This window comes from Flexivirga sp. B27 (genome assembly GCF_052905685.1).
In genome coordinates this window covers 370,147-388,437 of record NZ_JBPYUM010000002.1, presented here as the reverse complement: position 1 = coordinate 388,437, position 18,291 = coordinate 370,147, and the positions used below count along the sequence as shown (strand labels likewise).

At 67.8% G+C, this 18,291-nt stretch carries 22 protein-coding genes and 2 tRNA genes; 9 read left to right on the top strand and 15 right to left on the bottom strand.

Annotated elements, in window-relative coordinates; genetic code table 11:
• Positions 1 to 13: 13 nt before the first annotated feature.
• Positions 14 to 1,168, bottom strand: a complete 1,155-nt coding sequence (locus ACSZL9_RS10655; protein WP_446665469.1) for a D-alanine--D-alanine ligase family protein — start codon at positions 1,166 to 1,168, stop codon at positions 14 to 16.
• A 70-nt stretch (positions 1,169 to 1,238) separates the two neighbouring features.
• Between ACSZL9_RS10655 and ACSZL9_RS10650 the strand changes: the two genes are divergently transcribed.
• On the top strand, positions 1,239 to 2,336 hold the full coding sequence (locus ACSZL9_RS10650) for a trans-sulfuration enzyme family protein (RefSeq protein WP_446665468.1): 1,098 nt from the start codon (positions 1,239 to 1,241) through the stop codon (positions 2,334 to 2,336).
• 29 nt (positions 2,337 to 2,365) lie between these two features.
• Here the strand turns inward: ACSZL9_RS10650 and ACSZL9_RS10645 are convergent, their stop codons facing one another.
• Together ACSZL9_RS10645 and ACSZL9_RS10640 are read right to left on the bottom strand one after the other, a co-directional pair.
• Positions 2,366 to 3,367, bottom strand: coding sequence for an NAD(P)H-dependent glycerol-3-phosphate dehydrogenase (locus ACSZL9_RS10645; RefSeq protein WP_446665467.1), 1,002 nt, complete (start codon positions 3,365 to 3,367; stop codon positions 2,366 to 2,368).
• Positions 3,364 to 4,140, bottom strand: a complete 777-nt coding sequence (locus ACSZL9_RS10640; protein WP_446665466.1) for a lysophospholipid acyltransferase family protein — start codon at positions 4,138 to 4,140, stop codon at positions 3,364 to 3,366. The genes ACSZL9_RS10645 and ACSZL9_RS10640 overlap by 4 nt, the downstream gene beginning before the upstream one ends.
• Before the next feature lie 208 nt (positions 4,141 to 4,348).
• Here ACSZL9_RS10640 and cofC point away from each other — a divergent pair, with 208 nt between their 5' ends.
• Together cofC and ACSZL9_RS10630 are read left to right on the top strand one after the other, a co-directional pair.
• Positions 4,349 to 4,981 (top strand): 2-phospho-L-lactate guanylyltransferase, encoded by a 633-nt coding sequence (gene cofC / locus ACSZL9_RS10635; protein ID WP_446665465.1) that lies wholly within the window; start codon positions 4,349 to 4,351, stop codon positions 4,979 to 4,981.
• 9 nt (positions 4,982 to 4,990) lie between these two features.
• Entirely contained in the window at positions 4,991 to 5,203 is a 213-nt protein-coding gene (locus tag ACSZL9_RS10630; RefSeq protein WP_446665464.1) for a hypothetical protein, read from the top strand.
• A gap of 121 nt (positions 5,204 to 5,324) precedes the next feature.
• Here ACSZL9_RS10630 and ACSZL9_RS10625 read toward each other — a convergent pair whose 3' ends face one another.
• From ACSZL9_RS10625 to leuC, 3 genes are all read right to left on the bottom strand, one after another.
• Positions 5,325 to 5,936 carry an HU family DNA-binding protein gene (locus ACSZL9_RS10625; RefSeq protein WP_446665463.1) on the bottom strand — a complete coding sequence of 204 codons (612 nt, stop codon included), beginning with the start codon at positions 5,934 to 5,936 and terminating at the stop codon, positions 5,325 to 5,327.
• Between the two features lie 315 nt (positions 5,937 to 6,251).
• Positions 6,252 to 6,845: a 3-isopropylmalate dehydratase small subunit gene (gene leuD, locus ACSZL9_RS10620; protein ID WP_446665462.1), complete on the bottom strand. Its 594-nt coding sequence runs from the start codon at positions 6,843 to 6,845 to the stop codon at positions 6,252 to 6,254.
• A 20-nt stretch (positions 6,846 to 6,865) separates the two neighbouring features.
• Positions 6,866 to 8,266, bottom strand: a complete 1,401-nt coding sequence (gene leuC, locus ACSZL9_RS10615; protein ID WP_446665461.1) for a 3-isopropylmalate dehydratase large subunit — start codon at positions 8,264 to 8,266, stop codon at positions 6,866 to 6,868.
• Between the two features lie 132 nt (positions 8,267 to 8,398).
• Between leuC and ACSZL9_RS10610 the strand changes: the two genes are divergently transcribed.
• Positions 8,399 to 9,145 (top strand): IclR family transcriptional regulator, encoded by a 747-nt coding sequence (locus tag ACSZL9_RS10610; protein WP_446665460.1) that lies wholly within the window; start codon positions 8,399 to 8,401, stop codon positions 9,143 to 9,145.
• A gap of 13 nt (positions 9,146 to 9,158) precedes the next feature.
• On the opposite strand, the gene ACSZL9_RS10605 is transcribed toward ACSZL9_RS10610, so the two are convergent.
• A complete protein-coding gene (locus ACSZL9_RS10605) occupies positions 9,159 to 9,668 on the bottom strand; it encodes a DUF4188 domain-containing protein (RefSeq protein ID WP_446665459.1) in 510 nt (169 codons plus the stop codon).
• 88 nt (positions 9,669 to 9,756) lie between these two features.
• Here ACSZL9_RS10605 and ACSZL9_RS10600 point away from each other — a divergent pair, with 88 nt between their 5' ends.
• Positions 9,757 to 10,371 (top strand): MerR family transcriptional regulator, encoded by a 615-nt coding sequence (locus ACSZL9_RS10600; protein ID WP_446665458.1) that lies wholly within the window; start codon positions 9,757 to 9,759, stop codon positions 10,369 to 10,371.
• Between the two features lie 12 nt (positions 10,372 to 10,383).
• Here the strand turns inward: ACSZL9_RS10600 and ACSZL9_RS10595 are convergent, their stop codons facing one another.
• From ACSZL9_RS10595 to clpS, 8 genes are all read right to left on the bottom strand, one after another.
• Positions 10,384 to 10,650 carry a hypothetical protein gene (locus ACSZL9_RS10595; RefSeq protein WP_446665457.1) on the bottom strand — a complete coding sequence of 89 codons (267 nt, stop codon included), beginning with the start codon at positions 10,648 to 10,650 and terminating at the stop codon, positions 10,384 to 10,386.
• 10 nt (positions 10,651 to 10,660) lie between these two features.
• Positions 10,661 to 11,266 carry a histone deacetylase gene (locus ACSZL9_RS10590; protein WP_446665456.1) on the bottom strand — a complete coding sequence of 202 codons (606 nt, stop codon included), beginning with the start codon at positions 11,264 to 11,266 and terminating at the stop codon, positions 10,661 to 10,663.
• Positions 11,267 to 11,367: 101 nt separating this feature from the next.
• Positions 11,368 to 11,440: transfer RNA gene (locus tag ACSZL9_RS10585), tRNA-Glu, on the bottom strand.
• Positions 11,441 to 11,501: 61 nt separating this feature from the next.
• A tRNA-Gln gene (locus ACSZL9_RS10580) sits at positions 11,502 to 11,576 on the bottom strand.
• A gap of 60 nt (positions 11,577 to 11,636) precedes the next feature.
• The gene (locus tag ACSZL9_RS10575; RefSeq protein ID WP_446665455.1) at positions 11,637 to 12,413 is read right to left on the bottom strand and encodes an HAD family hydrolase; all 777 of its coding nucleotides are present in this window, start codon (positions 12,411 to 12,413) and stop codon (positions 11,637 to 11,639) included.
• A complete protein-coding gene (gltX, locus tag ACSZL9_RS10570) occupies positions 12,400 to 13,929 on the bottom strand; it encodes a glutamate--tRNA ligase (RefSeq protein WP_446665454.1) in 1,530 nt (509 codons plus the stop codon). Before gltX ends, ACSZL9_RS10575 begins: the two co-directional genes overlap by 14 nt.
• Positions 13,930 to 13,994: 65 nt before the next feature.
• Complete coding sequence (locus ACSZL9_RS10565) at positions 13,995 to 14,576, bottom strand: DUF2017 domain-containing protein (RefSeq protein ID WP_446665453.1); 582 nt, start codon at positions 14,574 to 14,576, stop codon at positions 13,995 to 13,997.
• Entirely contained in the window at positions 14,576 to 14,878 is a 303-nt protein-coding gene (gene clpS / locus ACSZL9_RS10560) for an ATP-dependent Clp protease adapter ClpS (RefSeq protein WP_446665452.1), read from the bottom strand. Before clpS ends, ACSZL9_RS10565 begins: the two co-directional genes overlap by 1 nt.
• Positions 14,879 to 15,070: 192 nt before the next feature.
• On the opposite strand from clpS, the gene ACSZL9_RS10555 reads away from it, so the two are divergent.
• The 4 genes from ACSZL9_RS10555 to ACSZL9_RS10540 all read left to right on the top strand — a co-directional run bounded on the left by ACSZL9_RS10555 (position 15,071) and on the right by ACSZL9_RS10540 (position 18,246).
• Positions 15,071 to 16,318, top strand: coding sequence for a nicotinate phosphoribosyltransferase (locus ACSZL9_RS10555; RefSeq protein WP_446665793.1), 1,248 nt, complete (start codon positions 15,071 to 15,073; stop codon positions 16,316 to 16,318).
• A gap of 33 nt (positions 16,319 to 16,351) precedes the next feature.
• On the top strand, positions 16,352 to 16,870 hold the full coding sequence (locus ACSZL9_RS10550) for an N-acetyltransferase family protein (RefSeq protein ID WP_446665451.1): 519 nt from the start codon (positions 16,352 to 16,354) through the stop codon (positions 16,868 to 16,870).
• A gap of 197 nt (positions 16,871 to 17,067) precedes the next feature.
• Positions 17,068 to 17,670, top strand: coding sequence for a GNAT family N-acetyltransferase (locus ACSZL9_RS10545; RefSeq protein ID WP_446665450.1), 603 nt, complete (start codon positions 17,068 to 17,070; stop codon positions 17,668 to 17,670).
• A gap of 9 nt (positions 17,671 to 17,679) precedes the next feature.
• The gene (locus ACSZL9_RS10540) at positions 17,680 to 18,246 is read left to right on the top strand and encodes an isochorismatase family protein (protein ID WP_446665449.1); all 567 of its coding nucleotides are present in this window, start codon (positions 17,680 to 17,682) and stop codon (positions 18,244 to 18,246) included.
• The last annotated feature ends 45 nt before the right edge of the window (positions 18,247 to 18,291 follow it).

Here is an 18,291-nt window from a genome sequence, read left to right as displayed (position 1 = left end):
CGGGCCTGACCCGTCAGCGCAGACCGACCCGCCGTTCCAGGGCCAACTCGATGAGCTCGGTGATCAGCGACGGGTAGTCCAGGCCGGACTCCGCCCACACCCGCGGGAACATCGACTGCGGGGTGAAACCGGGCATCGTGTTGATCTCGTTGAGCATCAGGCCACGGCCGGGCTCGTAGAACCAGTCGACCCGCGAAAGCCCTTCACAGCCAGCGGCTTCGAACGCCTTCACCGACAGCTCGCGGATCTCCTCGGAGACCTCGGGCGGCAGGTCGGCCGGGCAGCTCAGCTGCGCATCGGTGTCGAGGTATTTCGCCTGGAAGTCATAGAACGTATGCCGGTCCCCGGTCACGGTGATCTCGCCGACCTGACTGGCTCGTGCGGGATCACAGCCGTGTCCCTCGAGCACGCCGCATTCGACCTCGCGGCCGGCGATCGCCGCTTCGACCAGCACCTTCGGGTCCGACTCGCGTGCGGTCTCGATCGCGGCTTCCAGGTCCGCGGGCTCGTCGACCTTGACCACGCCGACGCTGGACCCGGCGCGGGCGGGCTTGACGAAGACCGGCATACCCAGGCCGTTGGCCGTCTCCAGGCAGACGGCCTTGTCACGTCGCCATTCCTTGTCCGTGATGACCACATGGGGACCGACGGGCAGTCCCGCAGCAGCGAAGACGACCTTCATCAACGCCTTGTCCATCATCACCGCGGAAGCGGACACACCGGACCCGACATAACGGGTGTCGGCGAGCTCGAGCAGTCCCTGCAGCGTGCCGTCCTCGCCGAACGGCCCGTGCAGCAGCGGCAGGACCACGTCCACCGCCGTGAGCCGGCGCGGTGGTTCGTTCGGCGGGAATATCATCACTTCACGCGCGGCTGGGTCGGTCGACAACACGGCGGTCGTCTCACCGTGCACGCTCGGAGTGTGATCGGCGGTCAGCCGCAACGGCTCCGGGTCGTCCGCGACCAGCACCCACCTGCCGTCCTGGGAGATCCCGATCGGCACGACGTCGAAGCGGTCGCGATCGATCGCGCTCAGCACACTCGCAGCAGTCGCGCAGGACACAGCATGCTCACTGGAGCGACCGCCGAAAACAATTGCGACAACGGGCTTCCGGTGGGGTTCGTCGGCCGCTGCGTGGAGTTCGGGGGCCGGGCTGTTGTCGTTCATCGCCAGCAGCCTAACCGTTCGGCCGTGGACGCTCAGGTTGCCCGACGGATCGGCGTGGCAGGGTGTGCGCATGCCAGATCAGCCCATGAGCAACGCCACCGATCACCACGCCCTTGCTCCGGCCACCCGCCTGGTCGGTCTCGGCCGCCCGGCCCGCGCGCCCGGGGCACCCGCGGGGCCGGGGATCGAGCTCAGCTCGACGTATGTCGCCGGTGAGGGCCCGACCTACGGCCGCTTCAGCAACCGCACGTGGGAGTCGCTGGAGCGGGTCCTCGGCGACCTCGAGGGCGGCGCAGCACTCAGTTTCGCCAGCGGTATGGCGGCCATCAGCGCCTGCGTCGACCTGGTGCCGCACGGCGGGGTGATGGTGCTGCCGCAGCACGTCTACAACGGCAGCTCGTCCCTCGTCGACCAGTTGGCCGAGGCCGGGAGGCTGACGGCCCGCCGTGTCGACCCGGCGGACACCGCGGCGACGGTCGCGGCGCTGGACGGCGCGGACATGATCTGGCTGGAGTCGCCGACCAATCCGATGTTGGAAGTTGCCGATCTGCCGACGATCCTGGCAGCGGCCGGGCAGCGCGGCGTGGTCTCGGTGGTCGACAACACCTTCAACACCCCGCTGCTCGCCCGCCCTCTGGAGTTGGGGGCAGATGTGGTCGTGCACTCCGTCACCAAATACCTCGCCGGCCACTCCGATGTGGTGCTCGGTGCGACGGTGACCGGTGACGACGACCTGCTGGCCCGGCTGCGCAACCACCGCACGTTGCACGGCGCCATCCCCGGCCCGCACGAGGCGTGGCTGGCGCTGCGCGGCATGCGGACACTGCACCTGCGGATGGAGCGCGCGTGCGCCAATGCCGCCGAGCTCGCGACCCGACTGGCCGAGCACGACGCCGTCGCCCGGGTCCGCTACCCCGGGCTGGGCGCCATCGTGTGTCTCGAGCCCACCGGCGGTCAGCCGGCCGCCGAGCACATTGAGCAGAGCGTCGAATTGTGGCTTCCGGCAACGAGTCTCGGCGGTGTGGAGTCGTCGCTGGAGCGCCGTCGGCGGCACGCCGGTGAGCCGGAGAGCGTGCCGGACGCACTCGTCCGACTGTCGGTCGGTGTCGAGGACGTCGACGACCTGTGGCGGGACCTGGACGCGGCGCTGCGCAGTTTCAGCGCCTGACCGCGGGCAGATCGGGCAGATCGGCCCGGTCAGTTCGTCTCGTGCTTGCGGGCACGGGACATCAGCGGTCCGACGACGTCCTGCGGCGCGCGGCCCTCGTGCACGACGGCGGTGACGTTCTCCACGATCGGCACGTCGACGTCGACTCCCTGCGCCAGCTGCAGGATCGACTCGCACGACTTCACGCCCTCGGCGGTCTGCTTCGTGCTGTCGATGACCTCCTGGAGCGACAGGCCCTGTCCCAGCCGGTAGCCGAAGGTGCGGTTGCGCGACAGCGGCGACGTGCAGGTCGCGACGAGGTCACCGACGCCGGCGAGACCGAGGAAGGTCTGCGGGTCGGCGCCCAAAGCTGTTCCGAGACGGGCGGTCTCGGCCAGCCCGCGGGTCAGCAGCGTGGCCATCGTGTTGTTGCCCATGCCCATGCCGGACGCCATGCCGACGGCGAGCGCGATGACGTTCTTGGTGGCTCCGGCGATCTCGGTGCCGACGACGTCGGTGCCGAGATAGGGGCGGAAATAGCCGGTAGCACTGGCTTCCGCGACCTTCGCCCGGGCGCGCGGACTGGCCGATGCGACAACGGCCGCCGCCGGCTGCCGGGCAGCGATCTCCTCGGCGAGGTTCGGCCCCGACACCACGACGATCCGGTCCGGCTCGATCTCACCGGCCTCGGCAATGACCTGGCTCATGCGTTCGCCGGTGCCCAGCTCGATGCCCTTCATCAGGGAGACCACGGGTGCGTCGGACGGCAGTGACTCGCGCCAGTCGGCCAGGTTGGTCCGCAGCGTCTGCGACGGCACCGCCACCACCACGATCTCGGCACCGTCCAGGGCCTCGGCGTATGACGTCGTCGCCGAGACTGCTTCCGGCAACACGCGATTGGCCAGGTAGCCGGAGTTGACGTGATCGGTGTTGATCTCGTCGACGATCTCTGCCCGCCTGGCCCACATGCGGACTGTGCAGCCGGCATCCGCCATGATCGCGGCGTATGCCGTGCCCCAGTTGCCGCCGCCGAGCACTGCCACCCGTGTCATCGATCACCCTTCGTCTCGGTCGGTCGCCCATCGCGGCCGCCCCCTCGCGCAGGCGTCTGCTTACGCGGGTCGAACCGGGTCTGCGGCGCGCTCTCGTGACGGACACCCTCCAACAATCTGGTGATCTCGTCCATCAGGCGGTCGGTCGCCACGCGCAGCTTCTGTCCGTCGACCGGCCCGTCCCGCAGGTCGTCGAGATCGATCGGCGGACCGGCCACGACGTGAACCAGCTTGCGGGGAAACAACTTCGGAACCTTGTCGCGGTAGGGCCACATCATCTCGCGGGTGCCCCAGATCGCGAGCGGGAGCAGCGGGACGTTGCCCTCGAGCGCGAGCCGCGCGGCACCGGACTTGCCGACCATCGGCCAGAAGTCGGGTTCACGGGTGATCGTCCCCTCCGGGTAGACACAAACGCATGCGCCACGCTCGAGCGCCGCAGTGGCTGCCGACAGCGCCGACGTCGCCCGGGACGTGCCTCGATAGACGGGGATCTGTCCGGTGCCGTTCAGGATCTGCCGCACGCCCGGTGGCTTGAACAGCGATGACTTAGCCAGGTAGTGCGGTGCCCGGCCGTGCTCGACGAGAAAGTGAGCCAGCGGGAAGTGATCCATGTTGGAGATGTGGTTCGCCGCCGCGACGAAGCCGCCTTCCCGGGGGATGTTCTCCGCACCCGCCCAGTCGCGCAGCGTGATGCGTTGCATGACCGGGTAGAGCGTCGTGATCACCTTGGAGTACATCGGCTCGATGTTCTCGGTCATCGGGGGACGTGACACGAGTGCTGGCTCCTTCTCATCAGTGCGCTCGGCGGGCTCGCTCGGCCTGGCATCCCGGTCCGTTCCGGGCGAGCGTCATACCTCGCACGCGACGCACGCGACATTACCTGCTTCCACCTGTCTGAGCCTGTATCTAAACCCACCACGCCGTCGCCGCGGAAGTGAGCCGCCTCCCGGTCGCAACCGGGACGGATGAGAACATCATGGCGTGGAGTCCACAGTCACTTCGACCTGGCGCGTCATCGTCCCGGTGAAGCACAGCGCCCGAGGCAAATCCAGGTTGCGCCCTCCGGCCGGCGTCCAGCGACAGGACCTCGCACTCGCGATCGCGCTCGACACGTTGCAGGCCGTCCTCGACGTGGTGCCGGCCAGTCAGGTGTTCGTGGTGACTGCCGACCCCGAGGTCCGTTTGCAGATGGGCGAGCCGGGCGCGGTCCTGGTCGACGACCCGAGCCGCGGCCTGAATGCCGCTGTGGCCGCAGGCATTTCGGCAGTCGCTGCGGTGGCGCCGCACAGTCCCGCGGCGGTCCTGCTCGGCGACCTGCCCGCACTTTCTGCTCGAGAGCTGACCGACGGGCTTGCTGCCTGCGCTGCGACGGAAGCTGCGATCGTCCCGGATCACGAAGGCACCGGCACGGTGTTGTTCACCCACCACGACGTCTCCCGTCTCGTCCCGCGTTTCGGCACCGGCTCCGCCGCACGCCACGCCCGGGCTGCGACGACGCTCGACCTGGACCTTCCGCGGCTGCGCACCGATGTCGACAACGACGCGGCTCTCGACGTTGCCCGCGGCCTGGGTGTCGGGCCATGGACCCGACGTCTGCTGGACGACCGGCCGTAGGCTGCTGCCATGCAGGCGACGATCCACACCTTCGACGAGGAGACCGGCACCGGCGCGGTCCTGACCGACAACGGACGGTTGCTCACGGTCGAGCACTCGACCTTCGCCAAGTCCCACCTGCGCCATCTGCGGGTCGGCCAGCGGGTCAGCATCGAGGTCGACGGAGGTGGCGTGAGCCGTCTCTGGATCGAGGGCATCGGCACCGGGCAGCGCATTCGCTGAGTCGTCGGGCCGACCCTGACGGTCGTCCCTGACAGACACGGACGGGCCCTGACGGATACACACAGACCGGCGACCCGTCCCGTGCACAACGGGTGGGCCGCCGGTCTGCGGTGATGCCGTGTCAGCGGCGCGATGCGCGCTTTGCCGTGGTCTTCTTGGCCGTTGCCTTCTTCGCGGTGGTCTTCTTCGCAGCGGTCTTCTTCGCCGGAGTGACCTTCTTCGCGGTGGTCTTCTTGGCAGCCGCCTTGGCCGGGGTGGCCTTCTTCGCGGTGGCCTTCTTGGTCGTCGTCTTCTTGGCAGCCGCCTTGGCCGGGGTGGCCTTCTTCGCGGTGGCCTTCTTGGCCGTCGTCTTCTTGGCCGTCGCCTTCTTGGCCGCGGACTTCTTGGCGGCCGTCTTCTTCGCCGGCTCAGCAGCACTCGAGGCGCGGCCACCGGCGTTGCCAGTCTTGGGCAGCGACCGCGGGTTGGCGACGACAGTCTTGAATGCGGTGCCAGGCTTGAACTTCGGCACAGCGGTCTTCTTGATGCGGACGGTCGTGCCGGTCCGCGGGTTACGTCCGGTGCGGGCGGCGCGAGAGATCTTCTCGAAGGTGCCGAAGCCGGTGATGCCGACCTTGTTGCCCTTGGCGACCTCGCGGATGATCGCATCCACGACAGCCTCCAGAGCGTCGCTGGCTGCCTTCTTACTGCCGAGACGAGTTTCCAGGCTCTGGATGAGCTCTGCCTTGTTCATGGGTCGTATCCCCTTCAATGGTGCCGGCTTCCGACCGGGCGTCCGGTGTGATTCCTCAAGCTGACGCTCGATTGGGAATAGACGGTATGCCCACCACGTCCAGTCGGCAACCAGCAACGCCGCTCTATTCGCCCATGGCACAACAGCTTTGGGCGGTCCGAGGCTGCCTTGTCAAAGGCTCTGGCGGCAGCTGCACAACGTGGGTATCGAGGACCACAGTGCAACGCTGATTCGCCAATTCGATTACATGCCAAGACAATTCACGCGGGTGCCCCATTTGGGACACCCGCGTGAGGGGGTATGGCGCAAAAGCCGTCAGGCAGTCTGAGTCGTCGGCTTCCAGCTCGGCCGGACGTTTTCGAAATTTGTGATCTGATCCGCGTGTCGCAGCGTCAGACTGATGTCGTCCAGACCCTCCAGCAAGCGCCAGCGAATGTAGTCGTCAACCTCGAAACCGAAGGTGTGCTCACCTGCCGACACGAGCCGCTGCTCGAGGTCCACCGTGACCTGGGTGCCCGGCTCGTTCTCCAAGAGCTTCCAAAGCAATTCGATGTCTTCCTGCCGAAGCTGGGCCGCCAACAGCCCTGCCTTGCCGGCGTTCCCGCGGAAGATGTCGGCGAAGCGTGAGGAGAGGACCACCTTGAAGCCGTAGTCCATCAACGCCCAGACCGCGTGCTCACGCGACGATCCGGTGCCGAAGTCAGGACCGGCAACAAGCACCGAACCATGAGTGAAATCAGGGTTATTCAGCACAAACGTCTCGTCACCGCGCCAGGCGGCGAAGAGTCCGTCCTCGAAGCCGGTCCGGCTGACCCGCTTCAGGTAGACCGCCGGAATGATCTGGTCGGTGTCGACATTGCTGCGCCGCAACGGAACTCCGACTCCGGTGTGCTGGGTGAACTTCTGCATGTCTGTCGCTCCTCGTCGGCTCAGTTGGTGGGCAGGTCGGCCGGCGCGGACAGCGTGCCTCGCACGGCCGTCGCCGCGGCGACCAGCGGGCTGACCAAGTGGGTGCGCCCGCCTTTGCCTTGTCGTCCCTCGAAATTGCGGTTAGACGTCGAAGCGCTGCGCTCCCCCACGTCCAGCTGATCCGGGTTCATCCCCAGACACATCGAGCAGCCGGCCAGCCGCCACTCGGCACCGGCGTCGGAGAAGACCTTGTCGAGTCCTTCGCCCTCGGCTTGCAGTCGCACCTTCGCCGAGCCGGGCACGACGAGCATCCGCACACCGTCGGCGACCTTGCGCCCCTTGATCACGGCTGCGGCGGCGCGCAGGTCCTCGATCCGCCCGTTGGTGCACGAGCCGAGAAACACTGTGTCTACAGCGATTTCGCGCAGCGGCACACCGGGCGTCAGACCCATGTAGTCGATCGCGCGCTGCGCGGCCGCCTTCTCGTTCTCGCCCGCGAAGCTCTCCGGGTCCGGCACCGACGCCGACAGGGGCAGACCCTGGCCGGGGTTGGTTCCCCACGTGACGAACGGCGTCAAGGAACTTGCGTCGATGTCCACCTCGGCGTCGAAGACCGCGTCGTCGTCACTGACCAGGCCGGACCAGGCCTCGACAGCGGCGTCCCAGTCAGCGCCCTCGGGGGCGTGCTCGCGGCCCTTCAGGTAGGCGAAGGTCGTCTCGTCCGGTGCGACCATGCCGGCACGTGCTCCCGCCTCGATCGACATGTTGCACATCGTCATTCGCGCTTCCATGGACATGTCGCGAACGGCCGACCCGCGGTACTCCAGCACGTAGCCCTGACCGCCGCCGGTGCCGATCTTGGCGATCACGGCCAGGATGATGTCCTTGGAGGTCACGCCGTCGGGCAGCGTGCCTTCGATGTTGATCGCCATGGTCTTGAACGGACGCAACGGCAGCGTCTGGGTCGCGAGCACGTGCTCGACCTCGCTGGTGCCGATCCCGAACGACAGCGCTCCGAAGGCGCCGTGGGTCGATGTGTGACTGTCGCCGCAGACGATCGTCATACCCGGCTGGGTCAGGCCCAGTTGCGGGCCGATGATGTGGACGATCCCCTGCTCGGCGTCCCCCATCGGGAAGAGGCGGACCCCGAACTCCTCGCAGTTGGTGCGCAGCGTCTCGACCTGTGTCCGGCTCACGGGGTCGGAGATCGGCCCCGGAGTCGTCGGGACGTTGTGGTCCTCGGTCGCGACGGTCAGGTCCGGGCGCCGTACCTCACGGCCGGCGAGGCGGAGTCCCTCGAAGGCCTGCGGACTGGTCACCTCGTGGATCAGATGAAGGTCGATGTAGAGCAGATCCGGCTCGCCGTCGGCATGCCTCACGACATGTTGTTCCCAAACCTTCTCCGCCAACGTGTTTCCCACGTCGGATCCTCCTTCATCGAGCGTGTTCCGGGGGCGTGGATTCGCCTCGGAGTGCCTGTTACCGAACGAGCCTGACCGCGAAACACGCCCCATGGACTTGCGTCTCGCGGAATGAGACGTCAGTATCAGTGCATGGACAACTCTAGCGGTGTCGGCGTTCTGGACAAGGCTGCCGTTGTGCTTTCCGCCCTCGAAGCCGGCCCGTCAACCCTCGCCCAACTGGTCGCACACACCGGACTCGCACGCCCCACGGCCCATCGACTGGCCGTCGCACTCGAGCACCACCGGTTCGTCTCCCGAGACGTCCAGGGACGATTCATCCTGGGTCCGCGACTGGCCGAACTCGCATCCGCCGCCGGTGAGGACCGGCTGCTGGCCGCCGCCGGGCCGGTGCTCGGCGCGCTGCGCGATCACTGCAGCGAGAGCGCACAGCTCTACCGCCGGCAGGGTGACCAGCGCATCTGCGTCGCCGCGGCGGACCGCCCGATGGGATTGCGCGACTCGATCCCCGTCGGCGCCACGCTGACCATGCAGGCAGGTTCCGCAGCGCAGATCCTGCTCGCTTGGGAGGAGCCGGACCGGCTGCACCGTGGCCTGCACGGCGCGAAGTTCACCGCCACCATGCTCTCGGCGGTGCGTCGTCGCGGCTGGGCGCAGAGCGTGAGCGAGCGCGAGCAGGGAGTGGCGTCGGTGTCCGCACCGGTGCGCGGCCCGTCCGGGCGCGTGATCGCAGCCGTCTCGATCTCCGGACCGATCGAGCGCGTCTCGCGTCAGCCCGGCCGACTGCACGCCGGCACCGTGGTCGCGGGCGCGAACAAGCTCACCGAAGTGCTGGCACGCGCGCACGCTGCGACCCAGCGCCGCGGCGAGTCCGCCTGACCCGCAAGAGCTCTCAGCTCGCGAGCGGCCCGGCCGACGAGGCCAGCCGCTCGCGAGCCGTCCGCCCACGACGAGCGAGCGGGACGGCACCGGTGGCACCCGCCAGTCCCCAGTCGGTGACGTCGCCGTATGCCGACTCGTGCCCACCTGCCGGGACGGCATACGTCTCGTGCCAGATGCCGATCCCGTCGCGTCGTGACGACCGCTGAGCCCGCCGGTAGTAGTCCAACCACGCCGGGCGGTGCTCGCGCTCGCCGCTGGCGGCATAGCCGTAGAGGTCGTCGATGCTGCGCCAGTACTGCACCGACACCGGACCCCGCGGGCCGACGCAGTTGTAACCGCCGAGGAAGCCCAACCAGTCCTCCTCGCCGGCTTCCGCGCATGCCTTGTTCCGGTGCAGCTCCTGCTGCATGCGCGTCATCGCCTTCCCGATGCGCGCCCAGCGGTCCACCCGCCAGGGCTTGCCGACCGTCATGCCGATCAGGAAGACCACCAGCTCACCCTCGTGCGCGTGCGTGCTCATGCGTGGTTTCATCCCGGCCCCTCGGTTCATTGGATAGTCCGACTCTCCAATATTGGCGAGTCGCACTATCCAATGTCAAGATCGAGGCATGCTGATCTCCGAGTTGTCCGATCGGACACAGGTGCCCGTCGCGACGTTGAAGTACTACCTACGAGAAGGACTGCTACCTGCCGGCACCGCGACGAGCCGGACCCGGGCGTCATACGACACGACACATGTCGACCGCGTCCGACTCATCCGGGCACTCATGGAGAGCGGCGGGCTCAGCCTGAGCCGAGTGCGCCAAGTGCTGGAGACCCTCGACGGTCCACCGGTCGACCGGCACGATCTGCTCGGGACCGCGCAGCGTGCGATCACTCCCCCGCTGCCGGAACGTCCGGATGACGAATGGACACAGACCGCAACGCAATTCGTCGCCGACCATGGTTGGCAGGTCGACGATGACGAACCACTGCTGGTGCTACTCGGCGAGCAGATGCGCACTCTTGCATCTGCCGAACCCGAGCTTGCCGACGAGGCGCTCCTCGCGCGCTACGCCGGTGCTGCCGACGCACTGGCGGAAGTCGACTTCTCCGTGGTGCCCGAAACGCCGGCCGACGCCCTACGGCGCGTGGCTGTCGGGACGGTGCTCAGCGACCCGGTGATCCTGACCCTGCGCCGACTCGCGCAACAGGGGCTCAGTGCGCGGCTGTCGGGTCGTTGATTGCGGAGACCGCTACCCGTGAACGCCGTTGTACCACTTGTCGATTGCGGCCACACTGGTGGCGAGATCGGCACCGGTGCTCTGCCGATAGAGCTTCACCGCGAGGACCTTCTTGTGCTTGGCGATCGCCACCCCGATGGCCACCCGCGCATCGTGCGACAGGCGCAGATCGAATTCCTCGATGCGGTCCGCGCTCACGTTGCGGCCGGCACCCCGGCGCGCGAGCATCACACAGACCACCGCAGCGACCACCACGAGCAGCACGACCCACATCCACACGCGGCAGAGCCTACTGGTCCTCGTGGGCGGACCCGCGGCCACTGATCAGGCTCGCGATGTATGCCGCCGCCTCCTCACGCGACAGCCCGTGGGTCGCGATGAGGCCGCGCTCGATCGTCGCCGCGTATGCCGCCGACGGTGGCTGCTCCACCGGACGCAGTGCCGTCGGGAACGTGAAGGTCACCACCGGTTCACCGTCAATCTCGCCGGCGAGCAGGACCCGGTCGTAGAGGCGGTCACCGCGACCGTCGTCAGCGGTCCATCGGCCGTCGGAGACCACCGCGTCCAGCGGCACGTCATCCCCGACGGGCAGATGCCGCTCCTGGGACCACACGTCCGAGAACTGTTGCGCGGTCAGGCGATACGCCGTGGCACGCGACGGGCCGTCGGCGCTCGGATCGTAGAACGCGATGCCACCTCCCCACACCGAGGACTCCCCGCCGAACAACACCCGACCCGGCAACTCGGCCTCCCGGCATCCGGTCGGCATCGCGGTGTCTCGGCAACCGGTGTAGGTCCGTCGAGCGCCCTCGGGACGGCCGCCGCTGATATAGCAGTCGAACCGCTGCGGAGACAGGTTGGATCCGTACGCGGCATACCAGACGTGTGAGGACATGTCCCGATCATCGCGCAGCACACGAGCTCCGGGGCAGCCGGGCACGATGACGAACAGCGAAGCGCCCGAGTCCTTTTCGGACTCGGGCGCTTCGCCATTTGTGACCCCAGCGGGATTCGAACCCGCGTTACCGCCGTGAGAGGGCGACGTACTAGGCCGCTATACGATGGGGCCGCGGCTGGTGAAACCATACCTGCTAGCAGGCGATTTCACCGAATCGACGATCTCTCGCCGATGGCTGGGGTACCAGGACTCGAACCTAGACTAACTGAACCAGAATCAGTCGTGCTGCCGATTACACCATACCCCAAGGGGGTATCACTCCCGCCTTCGGTCGAAGCCGCCCGACGAGGTGAACCGAGGTGAGACATTACCCGGTCGACCGCGCTGCGCCCAAATCGGGCAGCTCCAGGACCCCATCGCCCGGTCGCAGCTGATCCAGTGATGTGATCACCGGCACATCCTCGGCCTTCGACAACGGGGCGGTAGCGCCGCGCTGGATCCAGATCGGATGCAGCCCGGCGCCGCGTGACCCCTCGATGTCAGCGGCCCATTCGTCGCCGATGTATGCCGTCTCGGCCGGCTCGGAACCCAGCTGCTTGCAGGCGTGCCGGAAGATCCGAGGGTCCGGTTTCCCGAAGCCCAAGGTGTCGCGGGTGACCACGACCGCGAAGCTGTCGGCCAACTCGTTGGTCGCCAGCTTCGGTTCAGTGACGTCGGCCGAGGCGTTTGTCAGCGCACCTACGGCAAGCCCCGCCGTCCGGCACGCTGCCAGGAAGGGCAGCACATCGTCATACCGCAGCTGGTGCTGCAGGAAGTGCGGGCGGAAGGTGCCCTCGAAAATCTCGGTCGCGCCGTCCGGCAGATCGACCTGATAGTGCTCGGCGACCTCGGCCAGGCGGCGCGAGCGCATCTGCATGAAGTCCAGCTCGCCGGAGATATAGCGGTGGAAGTAGCCACCGGGGTCGCGCCGGAAGCGCATCCCGGCCTCGCCGTGCCAGTCCGGCGGCTGGGTCGGCCAGACGGTCGCCATCGCGGACCGGCCCGCAGCGTGCATGGCGGCCGTCGTGTCGAGCAGGGTGTCGTCGATGTCCACCAGGACAGCGCGCACCGGCAACTGCACCGGCAACGCGTCAGAGAGTGGCACGCAGGGCCTTCAGCCGGGCGATCGTCGATGCCTTGCCGAGGATCTCCATCGACTCGAAGAGCGGCGGTGAGACCCGCTGCCCGGACACTGCGGTGCGGATCGGACCGAACGCCAGCCGCGGCTTGATGCCCAGTCCGTCCACGATCGCGGCCCGCAGCTCCGACTCCAGCCGCTCGGTCGTCCACTCGCGACCGCTGCCGTCGGGGTTGCCGATGGCACCGCTGATGGGCTCAAGCGCGGCGATGGCCGCGTCGAGCACCTGGGGAGCGCTCTCCTTCAACTGCTTTCGCGCGTCATCGGCGATCTCCAGCTCGTCGTCCGCGACGTAGAACGGCGCGACGAGCGCGGCTGCCTCGGTGAGCAGGTTGATGCGGGTCTGGATGAGCGGGACCAGCTCGTTCAGCCGCCCCAGCTCGGGCAGCGACGCCGGCTCCGGCATGGCACCGGCGCGCTGCAGGAAGGGCAGCAGCCGCTGGGCGAGGTCCTGCTCGGACAGCTCACGCATGTAGTGCCCGTTGAGCCAGAGCAGCTTGTCGAGGTTGAAGACCGCGCCGGCCGGGTTGATCTTGTGCCACGCGAAGTTCTTGCTGAACTCCTCGAAGCTGAACGTCTCGCGCTCCGTGCCGTCGTCCTCGATAATCGGCGGATGTCCTTGCAGCGCAAGGAAATTGACCAGCGCCTCAGGGAGGTAACCCTCGTCCCGGAACCAGGTCAGCTTGGCCCACGGGCTCTTGCGCTTGGAGATCTTGGCCTTCTTCTCGTCGCGCAACAGCGGGATGTGCGCGAACTGCGGCGGCTCCCAGCCGAGCCACTGGTTGAGCAGGATGTGCTTGGGGGTGGAGGAGATCCACTCCTGCCCGCGCACCACATGGGTGATCTCCATCAGGTGGTCGTCGACCACGACCGCCAGGTGGTATGTCGGGAAGCCGTCCGCCTTGAGGATGACCTGGTCGTCCGGCTTCGGGGCCTTCGTCGGACCCATGATCAGGTCGTCGAACGCGAGCGGCACGTCGTCCGGGACGAGCATCCGCACAACCGGTGTCTCGTTGAAGCCGGGCAGCTGGGAGCGCTCCTCCTTGGTCTTGCCCAGGCACATCCGGTCGTAGCCGGTCGGCTGCTTGGTCTTCTGCTGGACCTCGCGCATCTCCTTCAGCCGCTCGCTGGAACACCAGCAGTAGTAGGCGTGTCCGTCGGCGATGAGCTGGTCGACATACGGGCGGTAGGTGTCCAGCCGCTCGGACTGCTTGTATGGCGCGAACGGCCCGCCCTTGTCCGGGCCCTCCGCCCAGTCGAGGCCGAGCCAGTGCAGCGTGTCGTAGAGCTGCTGCTCGCTGTCCTCCTGGAAGCGCGTGCGGTCGGTGTCCTCGATCCGCAGGATGAAGGTGCCACCCTGCTGACGCGCGAAGGCGAGGTCGAAGATCGAGACGTATGCCGTGCCGACGTGCGGGTCACCGGTGGGTGACGGTGCGACGCGTAGACGGGGTGTGCGGACGGATTCGGGCGATGCGCTGCTCATGATGGTCGAATCCTATTGCCCGACGAGATCACCCCACGGAGGAGTCGGGCTCTTCGCGGGGTGGTCTAGAGAAGTGCTCCGGCCAGTGACTCCTGCATCCAGGTGAGGAAGTCGTAGTAGAGACCGACGACCAGCCGTGGGTCCTCGGCGGCATCACCGGCGGCGTTCGCGATCTCCTGCTGCAGCCGGTCACTGTCCTCATCGGTGCGCAACCGCAGCCGCTCCCCCAGCGCCAACCGGACGTCGGCAAGGCCGATGAGCAGCGCCTGCGCCTGCCCCTGGTCGAGCTCGAGCTTGTCCCGGGTGACCGGCTGGTCGAGCGCCTCGATCGCGGTGGTGAGCGTCGCGACCTTGCGCTGTCGCAGGCTGTGCTCGGTCAGGGCCCGGAACTCCGCAGCGACGTCCTTGTCCCCGCGGTGGCCGTCCGGCAACAGCCGGGCCAGCACCGGGTCGCGCTGTGCGAGCTCGTCGGGGTCGGGTCCCTGCCCGATGCCGGAGAAGAGGTCTTCGACCGGGTCCCCGCCGAATCCGCCGCTCGGGGTGAGCAACTCACGGGTCTGGTCGAGCAGTTCACGCATGATCGCGCGTTCGTTGCGGTCGAGCCGGGCGACGACGCGTGAGCCCTTGCGCTTGAAGGCGGTCGCCATCAGGAGTCCTTCTCGAAGGTCGCCCACAGGCCGTATCCCTGCATGGCCTCGGTGTCGGTCTCCATCCGCTCGCGCGGTCCGCTGGAGACCACGGCGCGCCCATCCGTGTGGACTGCCATCATCAGTTTCTCGGCCTTCGCCTGCGAGTAGCCGAAGTAGGTCTGGAAGACCCAGGACACGTACGACATCAGGTTGACGGGGTCGTTCCAGACGAGCGTCACCCACGGCTGGTCGGTCTGCTCGGTCGCCTCGGCGTCGAGGTCGACGTCGGGTGAGGCATGCTCCGGAGGTGCTACAGACACGCCCTCAACGATAGGCAAGAACCACCGGGTATGACGACACTGCCCTGTCCCCCGACGCGTAGCGCTGCCGTTGAGCGTCGTGGACACCGAGTCTCATCAACACCGAATCTCATCAACGACGTTAGAGTGACGCACGTGACGACAACCGCGGGCGCGTCCACCGCGCTGCTGACCGACCACTATGAACTCACGATGCTCAGCGCGGCGCTGCGGGACGGCACCGCCGGACGACGCAGCGTCTTCGAGGCATTCGGACGCAGGCTGCCGGACGGACGGCGCTATGGCGTGGTTGCCGGCACCGGCCGGCTGCTCGATGCCCTGGCCGATTTCCGCTTCGGCGACGCCGAGCTGGCCTTCCTGCGCGAGCACCGGGTGGTCGACGAGCAGACCCTGGACTGGCTGGCGGCATACGAATTCAGCGGCGACATCTGGGGGTATGCCGAGGGCGAGGTCTACTTCCCGGGATCGCCGATGCTGGTCGTCGAGTCGACCTTCGCCGAAGCGGTCGTGCTGGAGACCCTCGTGCTGTCGATCCTCAACCACGACACCGCGATCGCGTCGGCTGCCAGCCGGATGACGGCCGCCGCCGAGGACCGCCCGTGCATCGAGATGGGCTCCCGCCGGACCCACGAGGAGTCGGCCGTCGCGGCCGCCCGTGCGGCATACATCGCGGGCTTTACGACCACCTCCAACCTCGAGGCAGGCCGCCGCCACGGTGTGCCGACGACCGGCACCGCCGCCCACGCCTTCACTCTGCTGCACGATGACGAGCGGGCAGCGTTCCAGTCGCAGGTCGACGCGTTCGGGCCGGGCACGACACTGCTCGTCGACACCTACGACGTGCCGACCGCGGTGCGGCTCGCCGTCGAGATCGCCGGGCCGCAACTCGGCGGTGTTCGCCTCGACTCCGGCGACCTGCTGCAGCAGGCCCGGGAGGTCCGCGAGCAGCTCGACTCGCTCGGCGCGACCGAAACCAAGATCGTCGTGACCTCCGACCTGGACGAGTTCGCGATCGCCGCGCTGCAGGCCGGCCCGGTCGACGGTTACGGCGTCGGCACCCAGCTGGTGACCGGATCCGGTGCTCCCACAGCGGGTTTGGTCTACAAGCTGGTCTCCCGCGAGAACTCCGACGGCACGATGGAGGGTGTGGCCAAGAAGAGCAAGGACAAGCTCTCGATCGGCGGCCGGAAATTCGCACTGCGCCGCCGCAACCCGAGCGGCATCGCCGAGGCGGAGGTCATCGGCATCGGCAGCCCACCGGTCGACGACGGTGACGACCGGTCGCTGCTCGTGCCGCTGATCGAGGGCGGCAAGCGGGTCTACACCGCTTCGCTGGCGGACGCGCGTGACCGGCACACCGCGTCCCGGGACGAGCTGCCGCCGACCGCCCGGCAGATGTCGCGCGGCGAGCCCGTCATACCCACGCAATACCAGCAGTGACTGATGAGCACTGAACGAGAACGAGAGGACTCCATGACCACCATCGAGCTGTTGGACGGCGAGGCTGCCGATCCGTACGCCGATCGCATCTTCGCCTTGTATGACGCCGTATTCGGCAGGTTCCCGGACAAGGCGGACTGGCGCGAGCAGCTCTTCGACCGCGACCGCGTGCGGGACGGCTACCGACTGGCGCTGGCGCTCGACGGCGACCGCGTGCTCGGCTTCGCCTGGGGCTACCGCGGCGAGCGCGGCCAGCACTGGCCCGACCTGGTCGCCCGCACGCTGCCGGAGCTCCCGGCCGAGTGGGTGCGCGATCACTTCGAACTCGTCGAGCTCGCAGTCGATCCCGACGCGCGTCGCACCGGCCTCGGCGGTGGCCTGCACGACGCCCTGCTCGAAGGATTGACCGGACGCGCACTGCTCGGCACGACCCTCGCCTCCGACGACCCCGCCCTGCGCCTCTACAAGTCACGCGGGTGGAGCACCCTGGGGCACCTACAGGACAACCGCCAGGTCATGGGCGCCTACCTCCCGTTGCCCAAGCGCGGGTAGCCAAGCTGCTCGGGGCGAGGCATCCCATCAAGATGGTCGAGTAGGGCGAGGCACGCCCAACAAGCTGGTCGAGTAGGGCGAGGCACACCCAACAAGCTGGTCGAGTAGGGCGAGGTACGAGCCCGTATCGAGACCACCACCCCAGCGGTTCCGCCAACTTCCAGCACGGTGGCCGCGACCGCCCTACGGTGAAAAGCATGAGCACCGACACGAAGTTCGACGTGCGCCCGCTCAACACCGAGACGTGGCCGCTGTTCGATGCACTGGTGCAACGGCACAACGGGATCTTCAGCGGCTGCTGGTGCGTCAAGTTCCTGCCCGAGCGGGAGGGTCACGAGCCGGGCTACGACGGCAACCGTGCATACAAGAAGTGCGTCGTCGAGGAGGGCACCAACCACGCGGCGCTCGTCATACACGAGGGCGAGGACGGCCCCGAAGCCATCGCCTGGGCGGAGTACGGCGCCCCTGAGGAGTTGCCCGACATACATCACCGCAAGCAGTACGACGCAGAGAAGGACGGCGATCCGGACTATCGGATCACCTGTGTCTTCGTCGATCGCAGATTCCGGCGGCAGGGCGTCACCGAAATCGCGATCCGCGGCGCGCTCGACCTCATCGCGCGGGACGGCGGTGGCGTGGTCGAGTCCTATCCGCACGATCTGACGCACCAGACCAAGAGGATGTCGTCGTCGTTCCTCTACAACGGCACCCGGCGGCTCTACGAGCGGCTCGGCTTCAGCTACGTCCGGCCGAAGGGTCTGAAGAACTGCGTGATGTCGCTCGAGGTGCCCGCGTCGTAGGCTGCCGCCATGGCACGCGCACTGGTGATGGTCGACGTCCAGAACGATTTCTGCGAAGGCGGCTCGCTCGCCGTGGACGGCGGCATCGCCGTCGCCGAACGCATTGCTGCGTATGTCGCGGAACGTCGCGACGACTACGCGCACCTCGTCGCAACTGCCGACTGGCACATCGACCCGGGCGGCCACTGGTCGGAAACCCCTGATTTCGTTGACAGTTGGCCGGTGCACTGCGAGGTGGGCACACCTGGGGCAGACTTCCGCACCGAGGTGCAACCCGTCGTCGCGCAGGTCGATGCGGTCTTCCGCAAGGGCCAGTACGAAGCGGCATACAGCGGCTTCGAGGGCGCGACCGAGGATGGCGCCGGGCTGGCCGACTGGCTGCGCGACCACGACATCGACGAGGTCGACGTGGTCGGCATCGCGACCGATCACTGCGTGCGCGCGACGGCACTCGATGCGGCGAAGGCTGGCTTCGACACGCGCGTCCTGGTCGACCTGACCGCAGGAGTCGCCGCCGACTCGACGGCACGGGCACTGGACGAGTTCCGCGCTGCCGAGATCAGCGTTCTCACCTGACCGCAACAAGGCCACGAATCGTGGCTTCGGTCAAAGGTGCGATCC